17 protein-coding genes are annotated in these 24,453 nt (G+C 59.8%); 14 read left to right on the top strand and 3 right to left on the bottom strand.

The annotated features are described in order from the left end of the window. Window positions 1-33: 33 nt before the first annotated feature. Window positions 34-2,106 (top strand): alpha-L-rhamnosidase-related protein, encoded by a 2,073-nt coding sequence (locus ACFO3S_RS01485; protein WP_378091490.1) that lies wholly within the window; start codon window positions 34-36, stop codon window positions 2,104-2,106. Here ACFO3S_RS01485 and ACFO3S_RS01480 read toward each other — a convergent pair. Then, window positions 2,090-3,598: a response regulator gene (locus tag ACFO3S_RS01480; protein ID WP_378091488.1), complete on the bottom strand. Its 1,509-nt coding sequence runs from the start codon at window positions 3,596-3,598 to the stop codon at window positions 2,090-2,092. The genes ACFO3S_RS01485 and ACFO3S_RS01480 overlap by 17 nt on opposite strands. Further along, complete coding sequence (locus ACFO3S_RS01475) at window positions 3,595-5,448, bottom strand: cache domain-containing sensor histidine kinase (protein WP_378091486.1); 1,854 nt, start codon at window positions 5,446-5,448, stop codon at window positions 3,595-3,597. Before ACFO3S_RS01475 ends, ACFO3S_RS01480 begins: the two co-directional genes overlap by 4 nt. 217 nt (window positions 5,449-5,665) lie before the next feature. On the opposite strand from ACFO3S_RS01475, the gene ACFO3S_RS01470 reads away from it, so the two are divergent. From ACFO3S_RS01470 to ACFO3S_RS01420, 11 genes are all read left to right on the top strand, one after another. Next, window positions 5,666-6,622, top strand: coding sequence for an ABC transporter permease (locus ACFO3S_RS01470; RefSeq protein WP_378091484.1), 957 nt, complete (start codon window positions 5,666-5,668; stop codon window positions 6,620-6,622). Window positions 6,623-6,637: 15 nt separating this feature from the next. Next, on the top strand, window positions 6,638-7,519 hold the full coding sequence (locus tag ACFO3S_RS01465; RefSeq protein ID WP_378091482.1) for a carbohydrate ABC transporter permease: 882 nt from the start codon (window positions 6,638-6,640) through the stop codon (window positions 7,517-7,519). 37 nt (window positions 7,520-7,556) lie between these two features. Then, window positions 7,557-9,143: a type 2 periplasmic-binding domain-containing protein gene (locus tag ACFO3S_RS01460; RefSeq protein ID WP_378091480.1), complete on the top strand. Its 1,587-nt coding sequence runs from the start codon at window positions 7,557-7,559 to the stop codon at window positions 9,141-9,143. Between the two features lie 99 nt (window positions 9,144-9,242). Further along, entirely contained in the window at window positions 9,243-12,113 is a 2,871-nt protein-coding gene (locus tag ACFO3S_RS01455) for a discoidin domain-containing protein (RefSeq protein WP_378091478.1), read from the top strand. A gap of 185 nt (window positions 12,114-12,298) precedes the next feature. Next, complete coding sequence (locus ACFO3S_RS01450) at window positions 12,299-14,599, top strand: EAL domain-containing protein (RefSeq protein ID WP_378091476.1); 2,301 nt, start codon at window positions 12,299-12,301, stop codon at window positions 14,597-14,599. Between the two features lie 81 nt (window positions 14,600-14,680). Beyond that, window positions 14,681-15,910: an EAL domain-containing protein gene (locus tag ACFO3S_RS01445; protein WP_378091474.1), complete on the top strand. Its 1,230-nt coding sequence runs from the start codon at window positions 14,681-14,683 to the stop codon at window positions 15,908-15,910. A gap of 128 nt (window positions 15,911-16,038) precedes the next feature. Then, window positions 16,039-18,717, top strand: coding sequence for a DNA polymerase I (gene polA, locus ACFO3S_RS01440; protein WP_378091472.1), 2,679 nt, complete (start codon window positions 16,039-16,041; stop codon window positions 18,715-18,717). Between the two features lie 27 nt (window positions 18,718-18,744). After that, complete coding sequence (mutM, locus tag ACFO3S_RS01435) at window positions 18,745-19,671, top strand: DNA-formamidopyrimidine glycosylase (protein WP_378091470.1); 927 nt, start codon at window positions 18,745-18,747, stop codon at window positions 19,669-19,671. Between the two features lie 108 nt (window positions 19,672-19,779). Continuing rightward, window positions 19,780-20,463 (top strand): sporulation membrane protein YtaF, encoded by a 684-nt coding sequence (gene ytaF / locus ACFO3S_RS01430; RefSeq protein ID WP_378091468.1) that lies wholly within the window; start codon window positions 19,780-19,782, stop codon window positions 20,461-20,463. A gap of 46 nt (window positions 20,464-20,509) precedes the next feature. Continuing rightward, on the top strand, window positions 20,510-21,106 hold the full coding sequence (coaE, locus tag ACFO3S_RS01425) for a dephospho-CoA kinase (protein WP_378091466.1): 597 nt from the start codon (window positions 20,510-20,512) through the stop codon (window positions 21,104-21,106). Beyond that, window positions 21,103-21,666, top strand: a complete 564-nt coding sequence (locus ACFO3S_RS01420; RefSeq protein WP_378091464.1) for a lytic transglycosylase domain-containing protein — start codon at window positions 21,103-21,105, stop codon at window positions 21,664-21,666. The genes coaE and ACFO3S_RS01420 overlap by 4 nt, the downstream gene beginning before the upstream one ends. 82 nt (window positions 21,667-21,748) lie before the next feature. Here the strand turns inward: ACFO3S_RS01420 and ACFO3S_RS01415 are convergent, their stop codons facing one another. Next, complete coding sequence (locus ACFO3S_RS01415; RefSeq protein WP_378091462.1) at window positions 21,749-21,964, bottom strand: small, acid-soluble spore protein, alpha/beta type; 216 nt, start codon at window positions 21,962-21,964, stop codon at window positions 21,749-21,751. A gap of 110 nt (window positions 21,965-22,074) precedes the next feature. Between ACFO3S_RS01415 and nrdR the strand changes: the two genes are divergently transcribed. Both nrdR and ACFO3S_RS01405 read left to right on the top strand, forming a co-directional pair. Next, the gene (gene nrdR, locus ACFO3S_RS01410; protein WP_378091460.1) at window positions 22,075-22,536 is read left to right on the top strand and encodes a transcriptional regulator NrdR; all 462 of its coding nucleotides are present in this window, start codon (window positions 22,075-22,077) and stop codon (window positions 22,534-22,536) included. An 85-nt stretch (window positions 22,537-22,621) separates the two neighbouring features. Further along, the gene (locus tag ACFO3S_RS01405; protein ID WP_378091458.1) at window positions 22,622-24,430 is read left to right on the top strand and encodes a cache domain-containing sensor histidine kinase; all 1,809 of its coding nucleotides are present in this window, start codon (window positions 22,622-22,624) and stop codon (window positions 24,428-24,430) included. The last annotated feature ends 23 nt before the right edge of the window (window positions 24,431-24,453 follow it).

Genomic DNA, 24,453 nt, shown 5'->3' with positions numbered 1-24,453 from the left:
AAGGAAGCAAACGCAAACGGAAGGGGAATGGCCATGGGCGACAAACAGGCGGAATGGATCTGGTATCCGGGGGATTTCGAAATCTGGCTGCGGCGGGAGGTCGAGCTGAGACGGGACGAGCGAAGGTCGACGATCGCGCCGATCTGGCGCGTCGACAGTCCATACCCGGTCGTCAGGTTCCGGAAAACGGTCAAGCTGGACAGAGCGGAAACGGTGACGTTCCTGGCGGACGGAGCGCTGCGTCTGCAAATCGGCGACAGGACGATCGAACATCCGGAGCAAGGCGTGCGGGTCGAGGCGGGAGAGCACGCGATAATGGCGCAGGTTCATCATTTGTCGCGGGTGCCGGCTTTGTTCGTTCAGGGGGAAACGGTCTTCTCGGACGAATCGTGGGAGGTCAGCCACCTCTGGCATACCGGGTTCGCGAGCGCCGGACGAGGCGGCTTCCGCGATCCGGCCGTTCCGCCGGCCGATTTTAGACTGAAGACGGAGCCCCTGAACGCTGTCAGCGTCCGGCGAGAAGGAAGCTCGCTCATCGTCGACTTCGGCCGGGAGACGTTCGGCTACGTGCGGCTCCACGGGATCCGGGGAGAGGGGGTTGCTAGGCTCGTCTACGGGGAATCGGAGGAGGAGGCGAACGACTTCGAGCATGGCGAGACGTACGACGAGCTTAGAGTCTCGGAGCGGGACGGAGAGGAAGCGACGGTTCGGCATTCCCGGGCGTTGCGGTACGTGCGCGTTCATTGCGGCGAAGGCTTAAGCGTCGGCGGCGTCTCGCTGCTATACGAATATTTGCCGTTGGCCTATCGGGGAAGCTTCCGGTCGTCAGACCCGCAGCTTAACCGCATTTGGGAGGTGTCGGCGTATACGTTCCATTTGAACGCCCGCGAGTTTTTTCTGGACGGGATCAAGCGGGATCGCTGGGTCTGGTCCGGAGACGCCTATCAAAGCTATTTGATGAACTATTATCTGTTCTTCGATATGCCGATTACCCGGCGAACGATCGTCGCGCTTCGGGGCAAGGACCCTGTCGAGCATCATCTGAATACGATTTTGGACTATACGCTTTATTGGTTTATCGGGCTGGACGATTACTATCGCTATACGGGGGATCTCGCTTTTATTCGGGAGCAATACGGCTCGATGCTTCGCCTGATGGCGTTCTGCGACTCCCGGAGCAATGAGAACGGCATGCTGGAAGGGCGGAGAGAAGACTGGGTGTTCGTGGATTGGGCCGATATGGACAAGGAGGGCGAGCTTTGCTTTGAGCAGATGCTGTACTGCCTGGCGCTGGAGGCGGTCGTTCGGTTCTCCGAATTGCTCGGCGACTGGGAGACGGAAGAGCGCTATCGTCCGAAAGCCGAGAAGCTGCGCCGGGACATCCGCAAGACGTTCTGGGACGAGGAGAAGGGCGCGTTCGTTCACCGCCGCTTAAACGGCGCGATCGATCCGTTCGTGACGAAGCATCCGAATATGATCGCGCTGCTGTACGGGTTTCTGGAGCCGGAGCAGATTGATCGGGTGAAGCGCCGCGCGCTGCTGAATCCGGATGTTCCGGCCATTACGACGCCCTATATGAGATTCTACGAGCTGGCCGCCCTGTGCGAGATCGGCGAGCAGTCAAGCGTGCGGGAGGAAATCGCGTCCTATTGGGGCGGCATGCTCGAGCTGGGGGCGACTTCGTTCTGGGAGGAATACGATCCTGCCGTTCCTCTGCCCGACCAGTATGCGATGTACGGCCGGAAATACGGCAAGAGCCTCTGCCATGCCTGGGGAGCCAGCCCCCTGTATCTGCTAGGAAAATACTTCCTCGGCGTGACTCCGGCGAAACCGGGCTACGAGGAGGTGCGGATTCGTCCCGCTCTGGGCGGGCTCGAATGGATCGAAGGCCGAGTTCCCGTCCCGGCGGGAGAGGTGTTCGTGTACATGGACCGGGAGAAGATCCGCGTCTCGATTCCGGCCGGGACGGGACGCCTCCAGTTCCGCAGCGGGACGGAACCGGTATGCGCCGATCGCCGTCCCGTACGACTGGAGGATGGAGGGTACGAGCTCCTCATCGGCGACCCCGGCCGCGAATTCGAGGTCCGGTTCACTCCGACAGCTTGACGCTGAGGTTCGATCTGTAGTCGGCGGGTCCGTATCCGGTGCGTTCCTTGAACGTTCGGCTGAAATGCTTCCAATCCCGATAACCGAGCCTTTCAGCCAGCTCGTAGATTTTGATTCCCGGTTCCGAGAGCAGCCTTCTCGCTTCCTCAATCCGCAAGTCGGTCAAGTACTCCAGGAACGTTTGCCCGGCCCGCTTGCGAAACAATCGGCTCAGATGCGACCGGCTGACGTACGTTACCCGGCTGACGTCTTCCAGCGTAAGGGTTTCTCCGAGATGCTCGCGCATGTACTTTTTGGCTTTCGCCATAATTTGCCCTTCTCGTTCTTCGGGGTCGAGCAGCAGGTACAAGCCGCTAATCCGCTCGCTGAGCTCGCGAAACAAGCCGTCTTCGCTGCGGGACCAGCACAGCTTGCGGATGAAATCCGCCGTCTTGCGGGCTTGATCGGCGGCCGAAGCGTCGTCTTGAATGCGATCCTGAAGGGCAAGCAGCAGCTTCTCGATCGTCCGGATGAGCTGGAGAGGCGTTCCCCGGCTCGCGCAGTCGCGGATCAGGCCGAGCAGACGTTCGGTCAACCGATCGAAGTCCCCGACGTCCAGCGCGGCTTGAAGCTGCTGCCAGACGCGCGGATCCGCCTTGGCGCCGGCCGCGTCCGCGACCGAGTCTGCGGTCCGATAGATGCCGCTCCCCCGGCCCAATCTCGACAGCAAGGCCAGGAGAGCTTCGGAATAAGGGACATCTTCCGCCTGACCCGGACCGAACGGGCGAGAAAGTCCGACGCTGACGGGCAATCGGACGACGTCTGCCCAGAAGCCGGACAAGGTCCGGGCGAACCGTTCGGCGAGCTGCTCGGCTTTCTCGGGAGAATCGCCGACGAAGCCGCATACGAGACGGCATGCGTCTCCCCCCTCGGGGAGCCCGCCGACGATTGCGGCGTCCGGCAGCCCCTCCATAATCTCTGATGCCGTCTTGTTCAGCAGCCAGGCCAGCGTCTGCAGATCTCCGAATTGTCCGGCGCGCGAGCCGAACGGGCGATCCAGATCGACGGCGGCCAGCACCTTGAAGCCGTCGCGTCCGTTCAATCGTTCCCAGCTCGAACGAACGCCGTCCTCGGGACGCTCGTCCGTCAGAAGCCGCTCGATCGCCGCCGTCAATTCCTGCAGCTGCACCGGCTTCAGCAGGTAATCCGAGGCGCCGAGCCGGAGCGCTTCCCGAACGTAAGAGAAGTCGTCGAAGCCGCTGAGCATGATCGTTCTCATCCGCGGATATCGGCCCCGGACGCGCTCGAGAAGTCGCAGGCCGTCCATGCCCGGCATCCGCACGTCCGTAATCAGCAGGTCGTAGGGCTGACGGTGAAGCGCCGCCAGCGCGCCGTTTCCGTCGATCGCCGTATCGACGCGCCTCAGAGACGCCCCGGGGAGGGCGAGGCGCCCCAGCATTTCGCGGAGCCCTTCCCGAATGGCGTATTCATCGTCAACAATCAGGATGTTCATGGAAGCCTCTCCTTTCTTGTGCTGTGCGGGGCCTCGCCGGAAGTCCGGTTCTCAGCTTCGTCTGCTATCTCGCCTCCGGTTTCGGCGGGCAGGCGGATCCGGACGATCGTGCCCGCGCCTTCCTCGCTTTCGATGGACAACGTCCCCCGCTCCCCGTACCGATGCTTAATTCGCTGGTAGACGTTCGCCAGGCCGAATCGGCGATCCGAGGTATAGCCTTCTTCCAAGCCCGCGACAACTTCGGCGAGCCGTCCGGCGGTCATCCCGTCTCCTTCGTCGATGACATCGATGCGCAGTTCGCCGCCAACGCGGCGGATGCGAACCGTCAATTGAATCGTGAGATCGACGCTCGACTGGCCGTGCTTCAGCGCGTTCTCGACGAGCGGCTGGATCGCCATGCGGGGGACGAGAACGTTCGCGACGTCGCCGCCCGCGTCGAGCTGAACCTCCAGCATGTCGCCGAAGCGCAGCGCCTGAATCCGCAAATACTGCTCGACGAATTCCAGCTCCTTGCCGATCGGAACGAGGTCGCCTGCCTGATCGACCTGGTAGCGAAACACGTGGCCGAGCGACACGAGAGCCGCTTCGGCCGAAGCGCTGTCCCCTTTGTTGACGGTCATGCGGATCGCTTCCAGCACGTTATAGAGGAAGTGGGGATTAATCTGGCTGTGCAGCGCCCTGATCTCGGCCTCCTGCCTCAATATTTTCGTCTTGAGCACTTCTTCGATCAGGTTTCGGATCCGATTGATCATGCTTCGGAAGGAGACGGACAAATATCCGATTTCGTCATATTGCATCGCTTCCTGCTTGAGCTCCAGATCGTCCAGCTGAACGGAGCGGATCTGCCTGCTGAGCTTTTGCAGCCGTCCGGTAAAGCCGTAGGATAACAGGCTGGACAGCGTAACGGCCACCATAACCCCGATCAAAATCCCGACGCCGGTCCAAAGGGCGACCTGGGACACTCCTTTGCTGAAATTTTCCATCGGCACGACCCCGATGACCTTCCAGCCCGTTTCGGAAGACCAATTGTAGCTGAGCAGCCGCTTTTTCCCTTCCGGCCGGATGACTTGCGAATGGGCTCCCGGAGGCTGCCCGGCCAGATCGATGCCCAGGTCCGGCTTCCAGCTTTCTCCGATCTGCGCCGATAAAGAAGAGTAAACGATTTGATCCTCGTGATCGACGATATACAGGCTGGAGTTCGGGCCGAAGTCGATGCCGCTCATGATCGTTTTCAGCGGCTCCATCGTCCCGAAAATCTGGATCGCTCCGGCAAGCTCCTTCGTGCCGGGCAGCCGCAGCGGCTGCACGATCGAGAAGAAGAACGCCCCTTGGCGATTGTTGGGAATCGGCTGGCGCACCGTTCCGAGCACGAGCGGGGTGAATTGAACCGTGTCCAGCCGGTCGAACCAGGATTGCGTCTCGTAGGACATTTCTTTCCATACGCCGCCGTTTTGCTCCATTACGAAAGCATGGCCTTGAGCTGTAAAAAACGTGACGCCGTACAGCCGGTCCTTCAGCCTCAGCTTTAACCGTTCGAGCATCTCCCGGAGCTCCAGCGTCGTTTCCAGGGAAGGCTTTCCTTCTCCCAGATTGATTTCCCGCAAAGCTTGCAGCAGCGGATCGGGCCAGGCAGTCGTTAAATCCCCGATGTAGCTCTCGACCTGCTTGTTCGCCTGCGACAGCACCTGGGGAACGAAATCGCCGATCTGGCTTTCCATGCTGCTCCGGTATACCGTGTATGAGGCGGCTCCGATGCTCAGGACGAGACTGGTCGACATAAGCGAAAATACGACGGCCATCTTGAGGAAGATCGGCCAGTTCCGGTAGTTCAGGGGGGCAAGCCTGATCAAGATCATCCGCTCCAGTGCGTTCGGCAAGTCTGTAGAAAGCGCTTCCTCTTAGGTATAACCGATAACGTTCCGATGAGCAACCTCCCGCGGAGGCTCGAGCAACATTCGTCCCTTTTTGGTCGGATCGTCGCCTTTAACGCCGGCGCCGCCGCCCTTACAATGACGGAAGCGGCGTCCGAAAGGGGCCGCGGCCGGCGCTGAGGAGGTGAATGTCCAAATGGAACATCGCGCGGCCGGGGCGGGGATTCGCAACCGGGGGAGAACAGGGCTGGGGCTTCCTTTATCCCGAATGAAGCGTTACTGGTTTTTGTACGCGCTCATCGTCCCGATCTTGATCTATTACGTCATCTTTCGCTACTACCCCATGCTCGTGCAGGTTACGCTCGCTTTTAAGGAGTTCAGCCTGATCGGCGGAATCTGGAACAGCGAATGGGTGGGATGGGCCAACTTTTCGTACATTTTTTCGAAGCCTGAGTTTTATCAAGTGCTGACCAATACGGTGGAGATCAGCTTGCTGCGTCTGGCGTTCGGTTTTATTCCTCCGATCCTGCTGGCCATCTTGCTCTACGACCTGCATTCGGCGGCGCTTCGCCGGGTCAGCCAAACCGTCCTTTACATCCCCCATTTCTTCTCATGGGTCGTGATGTACGGCCTCGTCTACGCTCTGTTTTCGAACATGGGACTTGTCAATCAACTGCTGGAGCGCTTGGGGGGCGCCGCCCAGAACTTTCTGCTGGAGCCGGGCTGGTTCAGGCCGCTGCTCATCGGCTCCGCCATCTGGAAGGAGATCGGGTGGGGGACGATCATTTATTTGGCCGGCATGACGATGATCGATTCCTCGCTGTACGACGCGGCCAAGATGGACGGCGCGGGACCGCTGAGACGAATCTGGCACGTGACTCTCCCAGGCCTTCGTTCGGTGATGATTTTCCTGTTCACGCTGTCGCTCGGCAGCGTTCTGTACGCGGGGGGAGAGCAAATTCTGCTCTTTTACAATCCCGCCACGTACGGCGTGGGCGACGTGATCGACACGTACGTGTACCGCCAAGGCTTAAATTCGCTGCAGTACAGCATGGCGACGGCGGTCTCGCTATTTCAATCGGGCATCGGGCTCGCGCTGATCCTCATCTCGAACGCAATCTCCAAAAAAACGACGGGAACCGGGATCTGGTAGCAAGGAGGAAGACGAATGTCGGAACGGAGTTATCAATGGCTGGCGGCTTTAATCGTCATCGCGCTGTCGGCGCTTTCCCTGCTTCCGCTCCTGTACGTGATCGGCTCGTCCCTCGTCAACGAGCAGGAGTGGAACGCCAAGGGCGGCTTTATTCTCTGGCCGGACGAGCCGACGCTGCTGGCCTACAAGCAGATGTTCACGGGCACGCTGTTCACGCAGGCGATGTGGGTCAGCATTCAACGGACCGTGCTGGGCACGGCCTTGACGCTGTCTCTGACCGTGATTACCGCCTACGTCGTGTCCAGACGAGGGCTGCCGGGGCGCAGAGCGCTTCTGCTGGCCATTCTGATCACGATTTTGTTCGGAGGCGGATTGATTCCGACGTATTTGGTCGTTCGGGATATGCACCTGCTGAACACGCTCTGGGCGCTGATCGTTCCCGGATTGGTCGACAGCTGGAGCGTGCTCGTGCTGAAGCAGTTTTTCGAAGGACTTCCGCCGGAGATGGAGGAATCCGCCCGCGTCGACGGATCAGGGGAAGTCCGGCTGATGTGGAGCATCATGATCCCGCTGGCGGCTCCGGCGATGGCGGCGATCGGCCTGTTCACGGCGGTCGGGCATTGGAATGCCTGGTTCGACGCGCTCATTTACGTGGACGACCGGAGCATGCACCCGCTGCAGCTGTTGATCCGCAATATGTTCGTGAACGACAAGCAATTTTCGGTCATGCAAAATATCGGCGCGGCCTCCAACGTCGCGAACGCCCGGCTCCGCGTTTCCCCGGAGTCCCTGAAAATGGCGCTGGTCGTTTTCGGCACGATTCCGATTCTTTGCGTGTATCCGTTCTTGCAAAAGTATTTCGCTAAAGGCATGTACTTGGGGGCAGTCAAGGGGTAACCCGCCATCGGCAAACCAAACGAGGGAGGACAAAAACATGACTAAGAAAAAAAGGCTGCACGCGATCGCCGGCATTTTGCTGGCCGGGAGCGTCGCGGCGGCCGGATGCGCGCCGAACGGCTCGAGCTCTTCCGCCGGGCCTTCGGCGGCGGCAGGAACCGGCGGAGATCCCGGAGCGGAGAGCGGCGGTCGGAAGGTCGCCATCGAGCTGCTGGAGACCGGATGGGTCAATACGGCGACGGACGAGCGCGATCCGTTCAAGAAATGGATCGACGAAACCTTTAACGTCGATTTCAAGCTGACGAACATTACGGCCAACGATTTCGAGAGCAAGCTGTTAACCCGATTTTCGGCCAACGAGCCGCCGGATCTGATCTACAGCACGGACCGCAACGTCATTCTCAAGCTTTATAACCAGGGCGTGCTGCTGGAGGACTGGATGCCGCTGCTGGATCAGGTGCCGACGGCTGCGGGAACGATGACCGACATCGCGAGGCAATACGTGTCCCTGGACGGAAAAATGATCGCGCTTCCCAAACAGGCGGACGCGAGCATCTGGTCGTTCAAAATCCGCAAGGACTGGCTCGACGCGCTGGAACTGCCGGTTCCCCAAACGGACCAGGAGCTGCTCGAGACGCTGCGGAAATTCACGAACGAAGATCCGGACCGCAACGGGAAAAAGGATACGTGGGGGATCACCACTTCCGGCGAAGGGGCGCATCTGGGCACGCTGGCCGCGCTCGAAGCGATGTACGGGCAGGGCGGCTTCCAGGTCTCGGACAACAAGGCGGACCATTCCATCCTGAACGGAACGCACCAAAAGTTTCTCGATTTCGTGAAGCAGCTGCACGAGGAGAAGATCATCGACCCGGACTGGTATACGCAGAACTGGGGGCAGAAAGCCGCCAAGCTGTACACGGACAAAGTCGGCGTCGACCAGTATCCCGGCGTTCTGCTCGCCGAGTACGACCAGAACAACGGAAACACCGGCAAGGCGGCCGACATCTGGGTTAATCTTCCGATGCCCAAAGGGTCGGAGATCGGCGGGAAAAGCGCTCCGGGCGCCCCGATCGGAGGCATGCTGGCCATCTCCGCCAACGCGGCCAAAGATCCCGAGAAGCTGGAGCGGATCCTGCAGCTGATCGAGAACGTCACGCATCCGAACGAAGGTTTCTGGAAGCTGCGCTGGGGGATCGGCATCACCGGGGAAACGCTGGTCGACTTGCCGAACGGGGCGAAGTTTTTCAGCGAGGAGAAGGAAGACCCGGACAACTACCGCGTAGCGATGCCCGGCGCTTGGGATTACGGCACCTGGATTGCGACTAACCTGGACAACGTGCTCCAAAGCTCGGCCGACGAGGCGGGCAAGGTCGAGGAGAAGATGTACGAGTTGGACAAGGAGACGATGGTTACCCCCCGCTATTCGGATTTCGAATCGCTGCTTACGCTGGATCCGCAGTTGATGAGCGATGTCACGAAGCTTCAGAACGAATTCGACATCAAGTACATCCTGGGCAGCGACAACGATTACGAGGCGTTCAAAGCTCGCTGGCTGAAGGCGGGCGGGCAGCAATTGCTCGACAGCGTGACCGAACAGTATAAGGCGCTGGGCTACATTCAGTAATCGGCAATCCGGTTTCACCCGAGGGCCCGGGAGGGGCGCTCCCCATCATGGGGGTCTCGATCGAGTCCTCGGAATCCATTCAATCCGGGAGGAATGATCATGTTCATTCGGAAATTGGCGGGTAAAGGGGTTGTCTTATTTTTGCCGCTCGCTGTGCTGTTCGTGCTCGGTCACCTGACTTCGGCCCACGCTTCCGGCGGCTGGACCAAGCTGTATACGGGCAGCAATTTGTCTGCGGCCGTGGTTGCGAGCGGAGAGACGAGGGGTCAGCAGTTCGAGGCGCCGGACGCCTTCAATTCGCTGAGAGTGTCGTGTCCGAGCTGGGGGAACAGCGTCGGCAACCTGACTCTGACGCTATACGAATGGGACACCGATTATGCGACCTCGGTGGCCGGCACGCCGATCGCCAAGCGCGCCTTCCTCAATTTCGACGACAACGCTTGGCTGGAGATGAGCTTTCCGGATCAGCCGGCCGGCGAGTACTTGTGGGTGCTGAGCGACGCGACGGAGCTGGTCGGCGTCTACGCTTATCTGGACAGCGCCCATCCGTCGACCGGCTACCATAACGGCGCCGCGACCGACTACGATTATGTCTCGGAGGTTTATCTGGCGAATCCTCCGCTGACGGCGACGATTCTGACGCCGTTCCTGGGACAATTAAACACGACGGTACAGGCCGGGGAGAAGAACGATTACTGGGCCGGGGCGCTGCGGGCCGATCCGGGCGACAGCTCGAAGGTCATGTATTTGTTCGATTGGGGAGACGGCACGCAAAGCCTGAGCGGGCAGACGATTCCGAACTTGCCGGGACCGACGGACCGATACAGCGGACGGGGCATTCATTCTTGGAGCAGCCCGGGGCAATACGAGGTCAAAGCGAGAGCGTTCGACGGCCGCGGCACGCCTTCCGCCGAATGGTCCCCGTCCGTCGCTGTGACGGTCTATGGCAATGCGGCGCCGCCGTCGCCGATCCTGCCGGTGAATGTAACCGCTTCATCGGAATACGGCCCTGCGAACGCAGCCGGCAAAGCGGTTGACGGCGATCCGCTCACCTTCTGGTCGAGCTCGGCCGCAAGCGGCGCCTACGACGATCCGCAGTGGATTCGCTTCGACCTGGGAAGCATCCGGATCGTCGATTCCGTCGAGCTGACCGCAAGACCTTCCGGAATCGGATTTCCGACGGCTCTGAAGCTGCAGTACAGTCTGGACGGCGCGGTCTGGTTCGATATGCCCGTGCTCGATTTTCCGGTATATCCGAATCCCGGGGACGTGCCGCAGCGGTTGGAAACGAACGGCATTAACGCGCGATACTTGAGAATCTACAGCGACATGCGGGGACATGACGGACATGCCTATTACACGCAGCTCGCGGACGTGAAAATCTACGGCGCAAGCGAAAATACGTTCTTCACGTCGCTGGGAGAGACGTTCGACGCCTATCTGAACAATATGTGGACCGTCTTCGGAACGGCCAAAAACGAGACGATCGGCGGCGGGACGGACTGGACGAATACGACCGGGGGCATCATCGCCTCCGCATCGACGGAATGGCATTACTGGGACGCCCTGAAGCTGGCCTGGACGTCGGAGGAGGAGGCCAAAAACCATTTCCGGAAAGTGATTTACAACATTCCGATGGACGCCGACGGGTTCGTATGGGGCTGCGAATATTGCCGGCTTCACCTCGGCGTGCAGAAGCACAATACGAATAATCCGATGTACATTCTCGGCGCCTACGAATATTACATGTGGACGAGGGACGACACGTTTTTGACGGACGCGCTTCCGGGCTTCACGAACGTCAACGCTCCGCCGCTTCCGGCCGGCGTAAACACGCTGCTGGACAAGCTGCGCAAATCGCTCGACTGGATGCTGACGAATTACGGCGGGGCGAGCGGCCTGTTCGTCTACACGGAGCCCGGCTACGACGGTCTGCCTTCGCCGCTGCCGAACGCGTCCAACTACTGGGACAACATTCCGTTCGGCTACAAAGACGCTTACGCCAACGCCCTGATGTACCAGGCGACCAAAGCGATGGCGGATCTGGAGGAGGCGCTCGGACATACGGCGGAGGCGGCCGCATACCGGAGCTACTTGCCGGCCATGAAAAGCATGTTTAATTCGACCTTCTGGGATCCGGTCAAAGGCAGATACATCGCGACGGTCGACGTCGAAGGCGGCAGGCGCGATTACGGGTTCACCTTCTTGAATACGATGGCGGTCCGGTTCGGTCTGGCCGACGCCAATCAAGCGAGCCTGATCTACCAGTGGCTGGACGGCACGCGCATCGTGAGCGGGGATACGTCCCAAGGAAGCGACATCTACGACGCGTTCAAGTATGCGCCGAGAAGCAATACGCTCGATATCGCGTCATCTACTCCGTATTGGTGGGACGGGGAGGCTTTCGGCGTCGATCCGGGCCCGGCGGGCAACAGCCGGTACGGGGCCAACGCCCAGAACGGCGGGGCGATTCTGTATACGTCGTTCGACGACATCGTCGGACGAATCGAGCATATCAGTCCGGACAGCGGCTTCGGCCGGCTGCAGGCGATCTTAGCCGAATTCGCCCAGGACGAGCTGCGACGGAGCCGGGATCTCCCGAACAACGCCGGCTTTATCGGCCACGGCGTCATCGGGGAGTTTCCCGAATCGGGTCTCGTTCCGGCCGTCATGACGCACGGTTTTCTCGGGCTTCGGGCCGAGCTGGACGGCCTGCGCGTCGCGCCGAAGCTGCCTTCGTCGCTTTCGTACGCCGGAGCTTCGGACATCCGTTACCGCGGGGATCAGTACAAGATCACGGCCAGCCGGGCTGCCGGCGCCGCCACGATCGTCGCTGTCGGTCCGGGAAGCTACGAGCTGACGGTTCCGGACGGACAAGAGGTCGTCGTTAGGGGCGGCAGCATCTATACGCCGGACGGGCAGGTCTGGCACGAGCTGGCCAAAGGTCTACGAGTTTTTCGCCAGTTCTGAAGCCGCGTCCCCTTCGCAATAGCGCGGACCTCCGCTTCTCCCGTTCACGTGTCGTTACGGGAGAAGCTCCTTTAATTTACGTTCCGTTAACAAAAGGCCGAACTACAAATAACGAGACCGTGTTATGTTGGAATAAACAAAACGGATCTCGCAAACAGGGAATCGTCGGGCGGAGGTTGGACGTCATGAAGGGGACCGGAGGTTGGCTGAACCGGGATATTTTACGGAAGTGGCAGAGCAAGGACGGGAATCCGGGACGCTGCGGACTGTTCGTCGTGCGGTGGGAAGCCGATCCGGAGATGCCCGGCAGCTCTTCGTTACGCGTCTCACGCTTGATGCGCGCGGTTGGCATGCGTCTGTCCAGACGATCGGATTCCGCCATCGGATGGACGATGGCCGGCTCCGGCCTGATCGTCGCCGTCACCTTCGCCGACGAAGGCGACGCGGGCGAGAACGGCGACGTATTCTCGGGAAGGATGGCTCTTCTGATTCGGGACACGGTCCAACGCGCTTGGATGCAGTTCGGACGGCCGGAGACGATGCCGGCCGGCAGCAGCATTCGCTGCGGGTTCGGATGGGCGACAGGCGAGGACGGGCAGGTCGCGGGCCTGTCCGTCGATCCCCGCGAAGCGGAGGCTGCTCTTCTGCTCGCGTACGAGACCGCTTGGAAACGGATGCTGCTCTCCGCCGTGCCGCTGCTTCGGTTTCCGCTGAACGAGCCGGAGGAAACGTTGGCCGACTTCGATTATCTGGTGAGCTACCTCCCGATCGTATCGCTGCTGGACGGCTCCCTGTACGGATATGAAGCCGTTCCGGTGAATACGCGCTCAGGACGGCGTATCGATCTGCAAGCGTTCTATGCCCAGGCGGAACAGACCGGCAAGCTGTTCGAATGGGATCGGCGCTTCCGCGAGGCGGCGATCCGGGGGCTGCCTTCGTCGAATGGAGACGTCAAGCTGTTTCTTCCCGTCCCGGCCAAAATCGTATTCGATCCGAGGCTTTATCCCGGAAGCACGCTCCGAAGAATCGAGGCGGCGAACCTTCGGCCGGAGCACGTCGTTCTTGTTCTGATCGAAGGGGATAACGAGTCTCCGTCCATGACGGCGTCGGCCTTCAAGCATTATCGCAATCAAGGCTTTCGCATCTCGGTGGCGGGAGTGCGTCCGGAGCTGGAATCTCTGCGCAGAATGGCCGATTTGCATCCCGATTACGCGCATCTGGACGTATCCTGGATTCGCGGAGAAACGCCGGATTCCGTGGAAGCGAGTCTGCTGCAGGCGCTAATTGCCCTGGCGCGCAAGGAGCAGATCGTCTTCATCGCCGGAGGGCTCGATCGCGAGGGGCTGCTGCCCGGTCTGGTGGCCAGCGGAATGCACTATGCGCAAGCGGAGAAGCTGCCCGAGGAGAGCGAGGGAGGCGACGCGGATCAGGAGAAGCGAATCTCCGGGCTGCAAACCCGCATCCGGGAGGAGGTCGCCAAGAGGTTCCGGGGAGCGGCGGGCACGATGGCCGGACTGGCCAATCCGGTCAAGCAGTTTTCCCGCGATACGCACGTGTCTGAAGTGTCTCGCCACTTCGAGCTTCACCGCGAAGCGCAGGGCGTCGTCATCTCCGACAACGGCAAGCCGGTCGGGCTGCTCATGAAGGAGAAGCTGCTGCAGCTGTTGTCCGGACAATTCGGATTGCCCCTCTACTGGAACAGACCCGTCGGCAAAATTATGGATACCCATCCCGTCATCGTCGAAGAGTCCGTCACCGTAGACCAGGCGTCGCAGATGGCGATGGCTCGCGAGCCGGACAAGCTGTACGACGAGGTGATCATTACCCGCGACGGTCAAGTCACGGGCATCGCTTCGATCCGTTCCATGCTGGAGTGGGTGTCGCAAGCCCGCGTGAAGGACGCCCAGTGGGCCAATCCGCTGTCCGGGCTTCCGGGCAACGAGCCGATCCGCAGAGAGATGGACCGCCGGCTTGCCGAAGGAAGACCGTTCGCGGTGCTCTATGCGGATCTGGATCACTTCAAATGGTACAACGACCAGTTCGGTTTCCAGCGGGGAGACGACGTCATTCGCTATACGGCCGAGACGATTGTGCAGATGGCGAGAGAACGGCCTAACGGAGATTGCTTCGTCGGTCATATCGGCGGAGACGACTTCATCGTTCTGTCTTCGGGGCTGGACGCGCTGGCGGCGGCGCGGGAGACGATCGACCGCTTCGAGCAAGGAATCGGAGTGTATGTCCCGCTGCATTCGGGTCCGGTGTTCGACCGCTCGGGACAGCCGCTCGAGGCGCCGGCCTTGTCCATGTCGCTGTCTCTGCTGCTGTGCCGCTCGACGACAGGCTGGACGGCGGAGGCGCTTTCGGAAAGAGCGGCGCTGCTGAAGAAGAAGGCGAAGCGGCAGCGAGGCAATTCTATCGTCTGGGAGGAGCTCGAGGAGCGCGAGGCGGAAGACAGGAAGGCGGAGGCGGAATTAACGGGGCGTTAACGAAAGTGTCGAATTGCCTTAACAGAACCCTGTTACATTATAATCGCGAATATTTTCTCGGGGAAGCTGGTGTTCAATCGTATGGCAACGTCATGGTTCGGCATAGAACAACTCATCGATCGAATCGAACATCATCCTTCTGTCGGGATTATCGGCATTGATCTATCGGAGTGGAGCGGCGGGCTCGCCTCCAAGTTCAGGCAAGAGGGCTTTGAATGGGACGGCTGGCTTGCCCGATCGATGAATCGAAGCGATCTATGGTTCGGCGACGAGGTGTCTGGCCATCTGTGGCTCTATGCCGGACTGCCCTCCTCCGTGCGGGAGGACGAGGGAGACTTGTATTTGCGGGCGATGGCCAAGCGGGTTCGGGAGGCGATTGCAGCGGAGTCGGTCGGGAGGGCCGGACAGACGCCGCTGACTTCCAGCCAGAAGGAGCGGGGAATCGGTTACGCCAGCTTGCAAGGGCTAACGGCGGAGCGCGTCAAGGACGTCGTCTATAACGGCGTCGTGAAGGCGACGGAACGGATCCGCGAGTCGCTCAGCGGACAGCGGGATTGGGAGCTGCGCTGCGAGTTGGAGCGGCTGCTTGCGGAGAGCAGCATCAAGAGCGTCTACCAGCCGATCATACGGCTCGGGGACGGGAAAGTATTCGGCTACGAGGCTTTGACGAGATGTCCGGAAGGCAGCCTGTTTGACGGGCCGCTCTCCCTGTTCAGATTCGCCGAGAAAAGCCAGATGGCTCTTGCGCTCGATCGCCTGGCAAGAGAGACGGCCATCCGGCACTCTCCGTCGCTCGGGTCCGTCCAGAAAATTTTCATCAACGTGACGATGAGCATTATTAACGATCCCCACTTCGTATCCGGACAGACGGTGCGCTGGCTGAGCGATAAAGGCATGTACCCCGGACAGGTCGTGTTTGAGCTGACGGAGCGAAGCTCGATCGACGATTTCGAAGCGGCGAAAAAAATACTGGCTCACTATCGCAGTCAAGGGTACGAGATCGCGATCGACGACGCCGGCGCGGGTTACTCCTCCCTGCAGTCGATCGTGGAGCTGAGTCCCGATTATATTAAGGTGGATCGTTCGCTCGTCCGCCTGGCCGACAAGGACGAGATGAAGAAGCATATGCTCCGCACGTTCGTCCGTTTCGCCAAGAAGATGAACATCAGAACCGTCGCGGAAGGAATCGAACGGCCGGAGGAGCTCCGGCTGCTGCGCGCCATGGGCTTCGATTTCGCGCAGGGTTATTTGATCGGAAGGCCGAGCGAAGTTCCCGCGGCCGCGAATCTGGGAGCCATCCCCAAAGTCTAAAGGACTCGGGGAGGCTCTCTTTTTTTGGGCTTGAGAGAGGACAGCGGAAACAACCTCCGGGGTGCGGCCCGTTCCGCAATTATGTTATGATGGTGCTATGACAAAGTCGGCGAGGTGGACGAACGGGAATGGGGAAGGATAAGGAAAGGGACAAGCTGGTCTTAATTGACGGAAACAGCATTATCAATCGCGCGTTTTACGCGCTGCCTCCGCTGACGAGCAGCAACGGACTGCATACGAACGCCGTGCTGGGCTTTACGACGATGCTCCTGAAGGTGCTGGAAGAGGAGAAGCCGAGTCATGTGCTGGTCGCCTTCGACGCGGGCAAGATCACCTTCCGGCATGAAGGCTATTCGGAATATAAGGGGGGGAGGCAGAAGACGCCCCCCGAGCTGTCGGAGCAGTTTCCGCTGCTGAAGGAACTGCTGCAAGCGTTCTCGATCTCCCAATACGAGCTGGCCGGCTACGAGGCGGACGACATTATCGGCACGATGGCCCGGCAGGCGGAGGAGCAAGGGAAGACCGCTATTATCGTCTCCGGAGACAAGGATATGCTGCAGCTGACGACCGAACAGGTCAGCGTCTGGATTACGCGCAAGGGCGTCAGCGAAGTCGAGCGGTTCACGCCGGAGGGCATTGCCGAGAAGTACGGATTGACGCCCGCGCAGATCATCGATCTGAAAGGGCTGATGGGAGACGCCAGCGACAACATCCCGGGCATCCCCGGCGTTGGAGAGAAGACGGCGCTGAAGCTGCTGCACGAATTCGGCACCGTCGAGGGCGTGTTGGAGCATGTCGAGGAAATCAAGGGCAAGCTCCGCGAGAACATCGAATCGAATCGGGACAGCGCGAGAATGAGCAAGGAGCTGGCCACGATCTATCGCGAGGTTCCGCTCGACTATACGCTGGACGACGTCGTCTGGAAGGGCTACGAGCCGTCGGCGCTGGCTTCGGCGTTCCGCAAGCTGGAGTTCAAAGCGCTTAGCGAACGGCTGAACCTGGGGCCGGCGGATGAAGCGCTGGAACAGCAAACGGCCGAGACGGCCTCTCGCTATGAGGTCGTCCAGGTTGCCAAGGAAGGCTGGGAACGCTTATACGCCGCGTTAGCGGAGGCGGAAGCCTTCCTGGTCGACGCAGCCGGCGACAATCCCCATCAGAGCGAGGGCATCGGACTGGCCGTCGCGGCCGGGGAGATCTGCTACGTCGTTCCGTATGGCGAGCTGTCCGGTCCGGATGCCTCGCGTCTCAGGGAATGGCTGGCGGACGCCGGCGCTCCGAAAATCAGCTATGACCTGCACCGCGTAGATCTTGTGCTGGCCCGTTCGGGCATCGAGCTGAAGGGCCATTCCTTCGACGTGCAGCTGGCGGCATATTTGCTCGATCCGACGGAAGCCGATCCGTCGCTGCACAATCTGCTGCAGCGGTACGGGCTGTCGCCGATTCCGTCGGACGAAGCGGTCTATGGCAAGGGGGCGAAATTCCGCGTCCCGGCGGCGGACGAGTTGGCCAAGCATCTGGCCGCCAAGGTCGACGCGGTGCGCCGGCTGCGGGAGCCGCTCGCCGAGCAGCTCGAGAATCTCGGGATGAACCGGCTGTATTATGAGCTGGAGCAGCCTCTGTCCGTCGTGCTGGCGGGCATGGAGAAGCAGGGCATCCAGGTTCGCCCGGAGACGCTCCAGGAGCTGGGCGCGGAGTTCCAGCGCCGGCTGGAGGAGACGACGGACGCGATCTACGCCTGCGCAGGCTTCGAGTTCAACATCGGCTCGACCCGCCAGCTCGGCGAAGTGCTGTTCGAGCGGCTTCGGCTCCCCGTCGTGAAGAAGACGAAGACGGGCTATTCGACGGATGCGGAAGTGCTGGAGAAGCTGGAGCCCCATCACGAGATCGTCAGGCTGATTTTGCACTATCGCCAGCTGTCCAAGCTGCAATCGACCTATATCGAGGGCTTGCTGAAGGAAATTCGGCCCGAGACGGGCAAGATCCATACGTTCTATCGGCAGACGATCGCGGCGACGGGAAGGCTGTCGAGCCAGTTCCCGAATCTGCAGAACATTCCGATCCGTCTGGAGGAAGGCCGTCAGATCCGCAAGGCGTTCGTGCCGTCCGAGCCGGGCTGGTCCATCGTAGCGGCCGACTACTCGCAGATCGAGCTGCGGGTGCTCGCGCACATCTCCGGGGACGACGGGCTGAAGGAAGCGTTCCTGAAGGAGATGGACATCCATACGAAGACGGCGATGGACGTGTTCGGCGTGCCGGCGGACCGGGTAGACGCCAACATGAGGCGTCAGGCGAAGGCCGTCAACTTCGGCATCGTCTACGGCATCAGCGACTGGGGCTTGTCTCAGAACTTGAATATTACGCGCGGCGAAGCCGCCAGCTTCATCGAGCAATATTTTCAGGCATTCCCGGGCGTGCGCCGCTATATGACCGAGATTGTGGAGCAGGCGAGGAAGGACGGCTACGTGACGACGCTGCTGGAACGCCGCCGTTACTTGCCGGAAATTCGCCATTCCAACTTCAACCTGAGGTCGTTCGCGGAGCGCACCGCTATGAACACGCCGATCCAGGGGACGGCGGCGGACATCATCAAGCTGGCGATGATGCGGATGAGCGAGGAACTGGTCTCTCGCGGGCTGAGAAGCCGGATGCTGCTTCAGGTTCACGACGAATTGGTGTTCGAGGTGCCGGAGGATGAATTGGATACGATGAAAGCCCTCGTACCGGAGACGATGAAGAACGCGCTGAAGCTGGACGTTCCGCTGCTGGCGGAAGTCAGCGTCGGCTCCAACTGGTACGAGGCGAAGTAATCGTCAGCAGGAAAAGAGGGAAGAGAAATGCCGGAATTACCCGAAGTAGAGACGGTGCGCCGCACCTTGAACCAATTGATCAACGGCAAGACGATCGAACGCGTGACCGTTAGTCTGCCACGTATTCTGCAGAAGCCGGACGACCCGCAGCTGTTCGCCGCCATGCTGGAAGGAAGAACGTTCCAGTCGGTGGAGCGGAGAGGGAAATTTCTGCGGCTTGTCCTGGACGGGCTGGTGCTGGTGTCCCATCTTCGGATGGAAGGCCGCTACGGCTTGTACCGAGCAGACGAACCGGTCGAGCTTCATACGCATGTGCGGTTTCGTTTTACGGACGGACAAGAGCTGCGTTACAAGGACGTGCGACAATTCGGGACGATGCACCTGTTTGCGTCCGGGGAAGAATGGACCGCCGCTCCGCTGAATAAACTGGGACTAGAGCCGCTGGACGAGGGCTTCACGCCGGACGCGTTCAAGCGGGCTCTCGCAAGGCGGACGACGAAGATTAAGCCGCTGCTGCTCAATCAGGAGGTCGTCGTCGGCTTGGGCAACATCTACGTGGACGAGGCGCTGCATGCGGCGGGCATACATCCGGAGACCCCCGCAGGCGAGCTGAAGCCGAAGGAGCAGGAGAAGCTTCACGGCGCGATCGTAGCGACGCTCTCGGCCGCTGTGGAGGCCGGGGGCTCCTCGATCAAATCGTTCGTTAACGGGCAAGGAGAGATGGGGCTGTTTCAGTTCGGCTTGCGCGCGTACGGAAGAACGGGCGAGCCGTGTCCTGCGTGCGGCAGTCCGATCGAGAAGTCGGTCGTGGGCGGCCGGGGCACACACGTATGTCCGACCTGTCAGAAGCCGCCTCGCGGTTCGGGAAGAGCGAAAGCGAGGCCGATGGCTGACGCCGGAACGCGGCGGGCGTCTCATGCCGTAAAGCGAAGACTGGACGGAGACAGCCGGTAGCGACGGATGAATCGGGGCATTGTCACGATAGCCTGCATAGGATGGAAAGTACCCGGTTTCGATTTCGAAAGCGCGGGATCGCATCCATGCAGGGGGAAATCCGTTATGATGGCACCTGTCGCAACGCTTCTCTTGTTGTCTTTCGCGGTTAGTCTGGACGGCTTCGGCGTCGGCGTTACCTACGGCGTCAGGAAAATTAAAATACCCGTAACCTCCGTGGCGATTATTTCGATCTGTTCCGGTCTGATCCTGCTGCTCTCGATGATGGTCGGCGTCGCGATGGCGCGATGGATACCGCCTCACGGCGCTTCGGCCGTCGGAGCGGTCATTCTGATCGGCATCGGCTTGTGGGCGCTGATTCAGTTCGTTCGCAGCGGCGAACGCGATTCGCGGGACGCCGTCGCCAGAGGGAGAGCGGGAACGGAAATACCGGATCAGGCTGCGGACGCTCCCGTTCTTAAGCTGGAGCTGAAAATATTCGGATTCATCATCCAAATTTTGCGTACGCCTTCGGCGGCCGATATGGACCGGTCGGGGACGATCAGCGCCGGCGAGGCGTTCCTGCTGGGAACGGCGTTGTCGCTGGACGCTTTCGGAGCCGGAATCGGCGCAGCTCTGGTCGGATTTCCTCCGATGCTTACGGCGCTTCTGATCGCGGCGTCCAGCGGGCTGTTTCTCTGGTTCGGCACCCGATTCGGCCTGTGGGCTTCCCGCTGGCGCTGGGTGAAGCAGCTGTCGATGCTGCCCGGCATCATTCTGATCGCGATGGGGATATTCAAATTGTTTGCGTAGAGGACGGCGAGCTCCTCCGGAGAACGTCCTCTAGGAAGAGGGACTTATGAATATAGGATTAACGGGGGGCATCGCCACCGGCAAAAGCACGGTCGCCAAGCTGCTGACGGAGCGGGGCGCGATATTGATCGATCTGGACCGGATCGCCCGGGAAGTCGTGGAGCCCGGGCAACCGGCTTTGCATGCCATCGCGGAGCGGTTCGGACAAGCTGTGCTGCAGCCGGACGGCTCCCTCGACCGCAAGAAGCTCGGGGCCATCGTATTCTCGGACCGGGCAGAGCGCAAAGCGCTAGAAGCGATTACGCACCCGGCGATCCGCGCCGTCATGAAGGAACGGATGGCCCGCTATGAGCGGGACGATCCGGCCAGGCTGGTCGTCGTCGACGTTCCGCTCCTGTACGAATCGAAGCTGGAGAGCCATTTCGAACAGGTGATGCTCGTCTATGCGCCTCGAGAGACGCAGCTGCTGCGTCTCATCCGGCGCGACGGGCTAACCCGGGAGGAGGCCGATCAGCGGCTCTCCGCCCAAATGGACATCGAGGAGAAGAAACGGCTCGCGGACATCGTTATCGATAACGGCGGGACGCCGGAGGAGACGGAGAAGCAGGTTAATCGTTACTGGCGGGAAAAGGGGTTCGGATGAAGAAAAGACGCAAACGCTTTATTCTTTTCCTGGTCCTGATCGTGCTCGCCGCTCTGTTTATACGGTCGGACTGGCTCGGCAAATGGATTTATCCGATATCTTACCAGGATGAGATCAAGATAAACGCGAAACATTACGAGCTGGATCCGCTTCTGATCGCGGCGATCATTCGCGTCGAGTCGAACTACAGGCTGACGGCCGTATCCCGAAAGGGAGCGATGGGCATTATGCAGATTATGCCGGACACGGCGGAATGGATTCTGAAGCAGGGAGACTTCGGCGATATTACCGTCAAGGACGCGGGAACGCAGGCGAATGCCGGCATCGCCCTGGGCTCGTGGTATGTGAAGGAGCTGCAGCGCCAATTCGGCGGCGATCTGGTTAAATCGCTGGCCGCGTACAATGCGGGACCCGGCAAGGTCCGATCCTGGCTCGAACAGGGCGTATGGGACGGCGGGGAACAAACGATTAGCGATATTCCTTATGGAGAGACTAGACATTACGTCCAGCGTGTGTTGTATTATTATAAGAAGTATCAGGACATATACGAGACGTTATAATCTGAAAAGGAAGCCCTGAAGCGTTTCTTTCGCTTCAAAGCTTCCCGATAATGGAGTGCTTCAGTCGATAACCGTCGTCGGATTAACGGCCTGCCAGCTGTTGCTCGGCGATCTGCACGAGACGGCGGGTAATGTGACCCCCGATGGAACCGTTGTCCTTCGTCGTCATGTTACCTTGGTAACCGTCTTGCGGGATGGCAATGCCAAGCTCCTGGGCCGCTTCATATTTCAGTTGATTCAGGCCTTGATTCGCTTGGGGAACGAGCAGCTGGTTGCTGTTGTTGTTTTGTCCGGCCATGTGTGTTCACCTCCTTGCGGTTGGTAACTGTATTATGTGCTTTATTCTACCGTTCATGTAAGGGAAGGCTTGGAAAATCTAACGGATTCGAAGGAGGCGAGATCGACGACATGAAATGCCCTTATTGCGATTACAGCGGAACGAAGGTGCTGGACTCCCGTCCGGCCAACGACAACAAATCGATTCGCCGCCGGCGGGAGTGCGAGAAGTGCAGCCGTCGGTTCACGACTTTCGAGACGGTCGAGGAAACGCCGCTGATGGTCATCAAGAAGGACGGGAGCCGCGAGGAATTCAGCCGGGATAAGGTGCTGCGCGGCTTGCTGAGAGCTTGCGAGAAACGGCCGGTCTCCGTCGGCCAGCTCGAGGTCATCGTCTCCGACGTGGAGCGGGAGATTCGGAATACCGCCACGGCCGAGGTCGAGAGCCGAATCATCGGCGAGCTTCTGATGGAGCATATTTATCCGGTCGATGAGGTCGCCTACGTTCGCTTCGCATCCGTTTACCGCCAATTCAAGGATATTAACATGTTCCTGAAAGAGCTGAACACGTTGATGAGTAAGCACGGGATTTGAAATCGCTGCCGAATTTATTCGGCAGTTTTTTTTGTTGTATAATACAACGTACATCTTCATGAAAGACAAGCGAGGCGATGCAACATTGTTCAGACGTTGGCATGATGTTTCTTTTCAGAGCAAGCTGCTGCTGATTTTTTTTCTGCTCGGGCTTATCCCTTCCGTCTCGATCGGTACGATCGCGTACTTTAAGTCGGTGAATACGCTGGAGGAGCGGCTGACTACGGATTTGGACGTCATTACCAGACAATTGAACGCCGCCATTGAACGGGTAGTCGAGGACGTCGACCGCTTCAGCATTTTTCCTTATTTTACGCCGGAAATCTTTCGCATATTGAATCAGCCGTACGTCCCTCGCGAGCAATGGGGGTATCAGGAGATCGATACGGAGCAGAAATTCGCCGAACTGCTGGCGACTTACCCGTCCATCTTCTCCACGATCGAGGGGTTGATTTTCTACAGCGCGAGCGGAAATACTTACGGTTACCGAGTAAGCAACCGTTCGTCGATCAACGAGCGCGTCAGTCCGGAGAAGGAAGAGTGGTATCAGGAGGCCATCCGCAGCAATGGCGGCGTCGTCATTTCCAGCCTGAGGACGGAGACCCAGTTCAACAGCGCTCCCTTCCCTACGATTACGGCGGCCAGAATGCTCGTTGACGAGGATTTTCGCCCGGCCGGGGTCATGGTCATCGATATTCGTCCGGAGTTTATCGATAAAATCGTACGTTCGGTTCGGTTGGAAAATATGCACGTCATCGTGACCGACAAGGACGGACAGCTGATTTATTCGAGCAGTCCCGTCGGTGCGGACCAACTGTCGGCGCTGCGCGGCGTCAAAGCCGAGGAGGACAGGCTGAGCCGGGGATGGCTGACGCTGGAGGCGGCCGGCACGGAGCTGGAGAAGAGCGGCGTGTGGGCGCACAGCTCCTATCTCGGCTGGACCAGCTATGTGCTGGTCGAACGCAATGAGCTGCTCAAGGAAGCGAACGAGATTAGAGATTTCACGGTTACTCTTGTCGTCATTCTCGTCATTCTGGCGAGTCTGGTATCCATTCTGCTCGCGCGCAGGCTGTCCAAGCCGATTCGCGGCCTGATTCGCTCGATGCGGCTCGTGGAGCGGGGGCTGTTCGCGGCGCCGAACGTCACGACGGGCCGCGATGAGATCGGCCAGTTGTACATCAGCTATGTCCGCATGGTCGGCAGGCTCGACAAGCTGGTCCATTCGATCGAGGTGAAGGAGGAGCAGAAGCGGGAGGCGGAGCTGAACGCGCTGCGGGCGCGGATTACGCCTCATTTTCTCTACAACACGATTCATTCCATCCGAATGCTGGCGGAGCTGCAGCAGGCGGATCGGATCGCCAGGCTGCTCAAGTCGTTGAACAAGCTTTTGCATGCCAATATGAAGCTGGATCGGGACAAAGTCACTTTGGAGGCGGAAACCGATTTTCTAAGAAATTACGTCAGGCTGATGGAGCTGCGATATGCCAATCGCTTTAAGGTGAATTGGCGGATAGAGGTCGGCGCGTTCAAGGCGCTTGTACCGCCGATGATTTTGCAGCCGCTTGTGGAGAACGCGATTTTTCACGGTTCCAAGGGCAAGGATGTCGTGCTGAACATTGAGGTCGGCGCCGAGTGCGACAAAGCGAAGCGCCAATTGCTTCTGTGGGTAATCGACGACGGCCGGGGCGTGGAGCCGGACAAGCTGGACGGAATGAACGGCGAAGCTGCGGAGAACGCCGAGGGAGAGCAGAGCATCGGACTGTACAATGTGCGCGACCGGATTCGTTTCCGCTATGGCGCTTCCTACGGGGTCAAGGTGAGAAGCGAAATCGGCCAGGGGACGCAAGTCTATATCAATCTGCCTTATGAGGAAGAGCATGAAGAGCAACGATGACCACGCGAAAGGGAGAGACGCGG

This window comes from Cohnella hongkongensis, from assembly GCF_042654645.1.
Classification (GTDB): domain Bacteria; phylum Bacillota; class Bacilli; order Paenibacillales; family Paenibacillaceae; genus Cohnella; species Cohnella hongkongensis.
The sequence above is the reverse complement of the archived record's forward strand: the minus strand, read 5'-3'. Positions and strand labels throughout refer to the sequence as shown.

Coding starts and splice junctions, on each gene's coding strand:
- ACFO3S_RS01455 (WP_378091478.1), top strand. CDS start 9,243: ATGTTCATTCGGAAATTGGCGGGTAAAGGGGTTGTCTTATTTTTGCCG.
- mutM (WP_378091470.1), top strand. CDS start 18,745: ATGCCGGAATTACCCGAAGTAGAGACGGTGCGCCGCACCTTGAACCAA.
- ACFO3S_RS01465 (WP_378091482.1), top strand. CDS start 6,638: ATGTCGGAACGGAGTTATCAATGGCTGGCGGCTTTAATCGTCATCGCG.
- ACFO3S_RS01450 (WP_378091476.1), top strand. CDS start 12,299: ATGAAGGGGACCGGAGGTTGGCTGAACCGGGATATTTTACGGAAGTGG.
- polA (WP_378091472.1), top strand. CDS start 16,039: ATGGGGAAGGATAAGGAAAGGGACAAGCTGGTCTTAATTGACGGAAAC.
- ACFO3S_RS01415 (WP_378091462.1), bottom strand. CDS start 21,964: ATGGCCGGACAAAACAACAACAGCAACCAGCTGCTCGTTCCCCAAGCG.
- ytaF (WP_378091468.1), top strand. CDS start 19,780: ATGGCACCTGTCGCAACGCTTCTCTTGTTGTCTTTCGCGGTTAGTCTG.
- ACFO3S_RS01480 (WP_378091488.1), bottom strand. CDS start 3,598: ATGAACATCCTGATTGTTGACGATGAATACGCCATTCGGGAAGGGCTC.
- ACFO3S_RS01470 (WP_378091484.1), top strand. CDS start 5,666: ATGGAACATCGCGCGGCCGGGGCGGGGATTCGCAACCGGGGGAGAACA.
- ACFO3S_RS01445 (WP_378091474.1), top strand. CDS start 14,681: ATGGCAACGTCATGGTTCGGCATAGAACAACTCATCGATCGAATCGAA.
- ACFO3S_RS01420 (WP_378091464.1), top strand. CDS start 21,103: ATGAAGAAAAGACGCAAACGCTTTATTCTTTTCCTGGTCCTGATCGTG.
- nrdR (WP_378091460.1), top strand. CDS start 22,075: ATGAAATGCCCTTATTGCGATTACAGCGGAACGAAGGTGCTGGACTCC.
- coaE (WP_378091466.1), top strand. CDS start 20,510: ATGAATATAGGATTAACGGGGGGCATCGCCACCGGCAAAAGCACGGTC.
- ACFO3S_RS01460 (WP_378091480.1), top strand. CDS start 7,557: ATGACTAAGAAAAAAAGGCTGCACGCGATCGCCGGCATTTTGCTGGCC.
- ACFO3S_RS01485 (WP_378091490.1), top strand. CDS start 34: ATGGGCGACAAACAGGCGGAATGGATCTGGTATCCGGGGGATTTCGAA.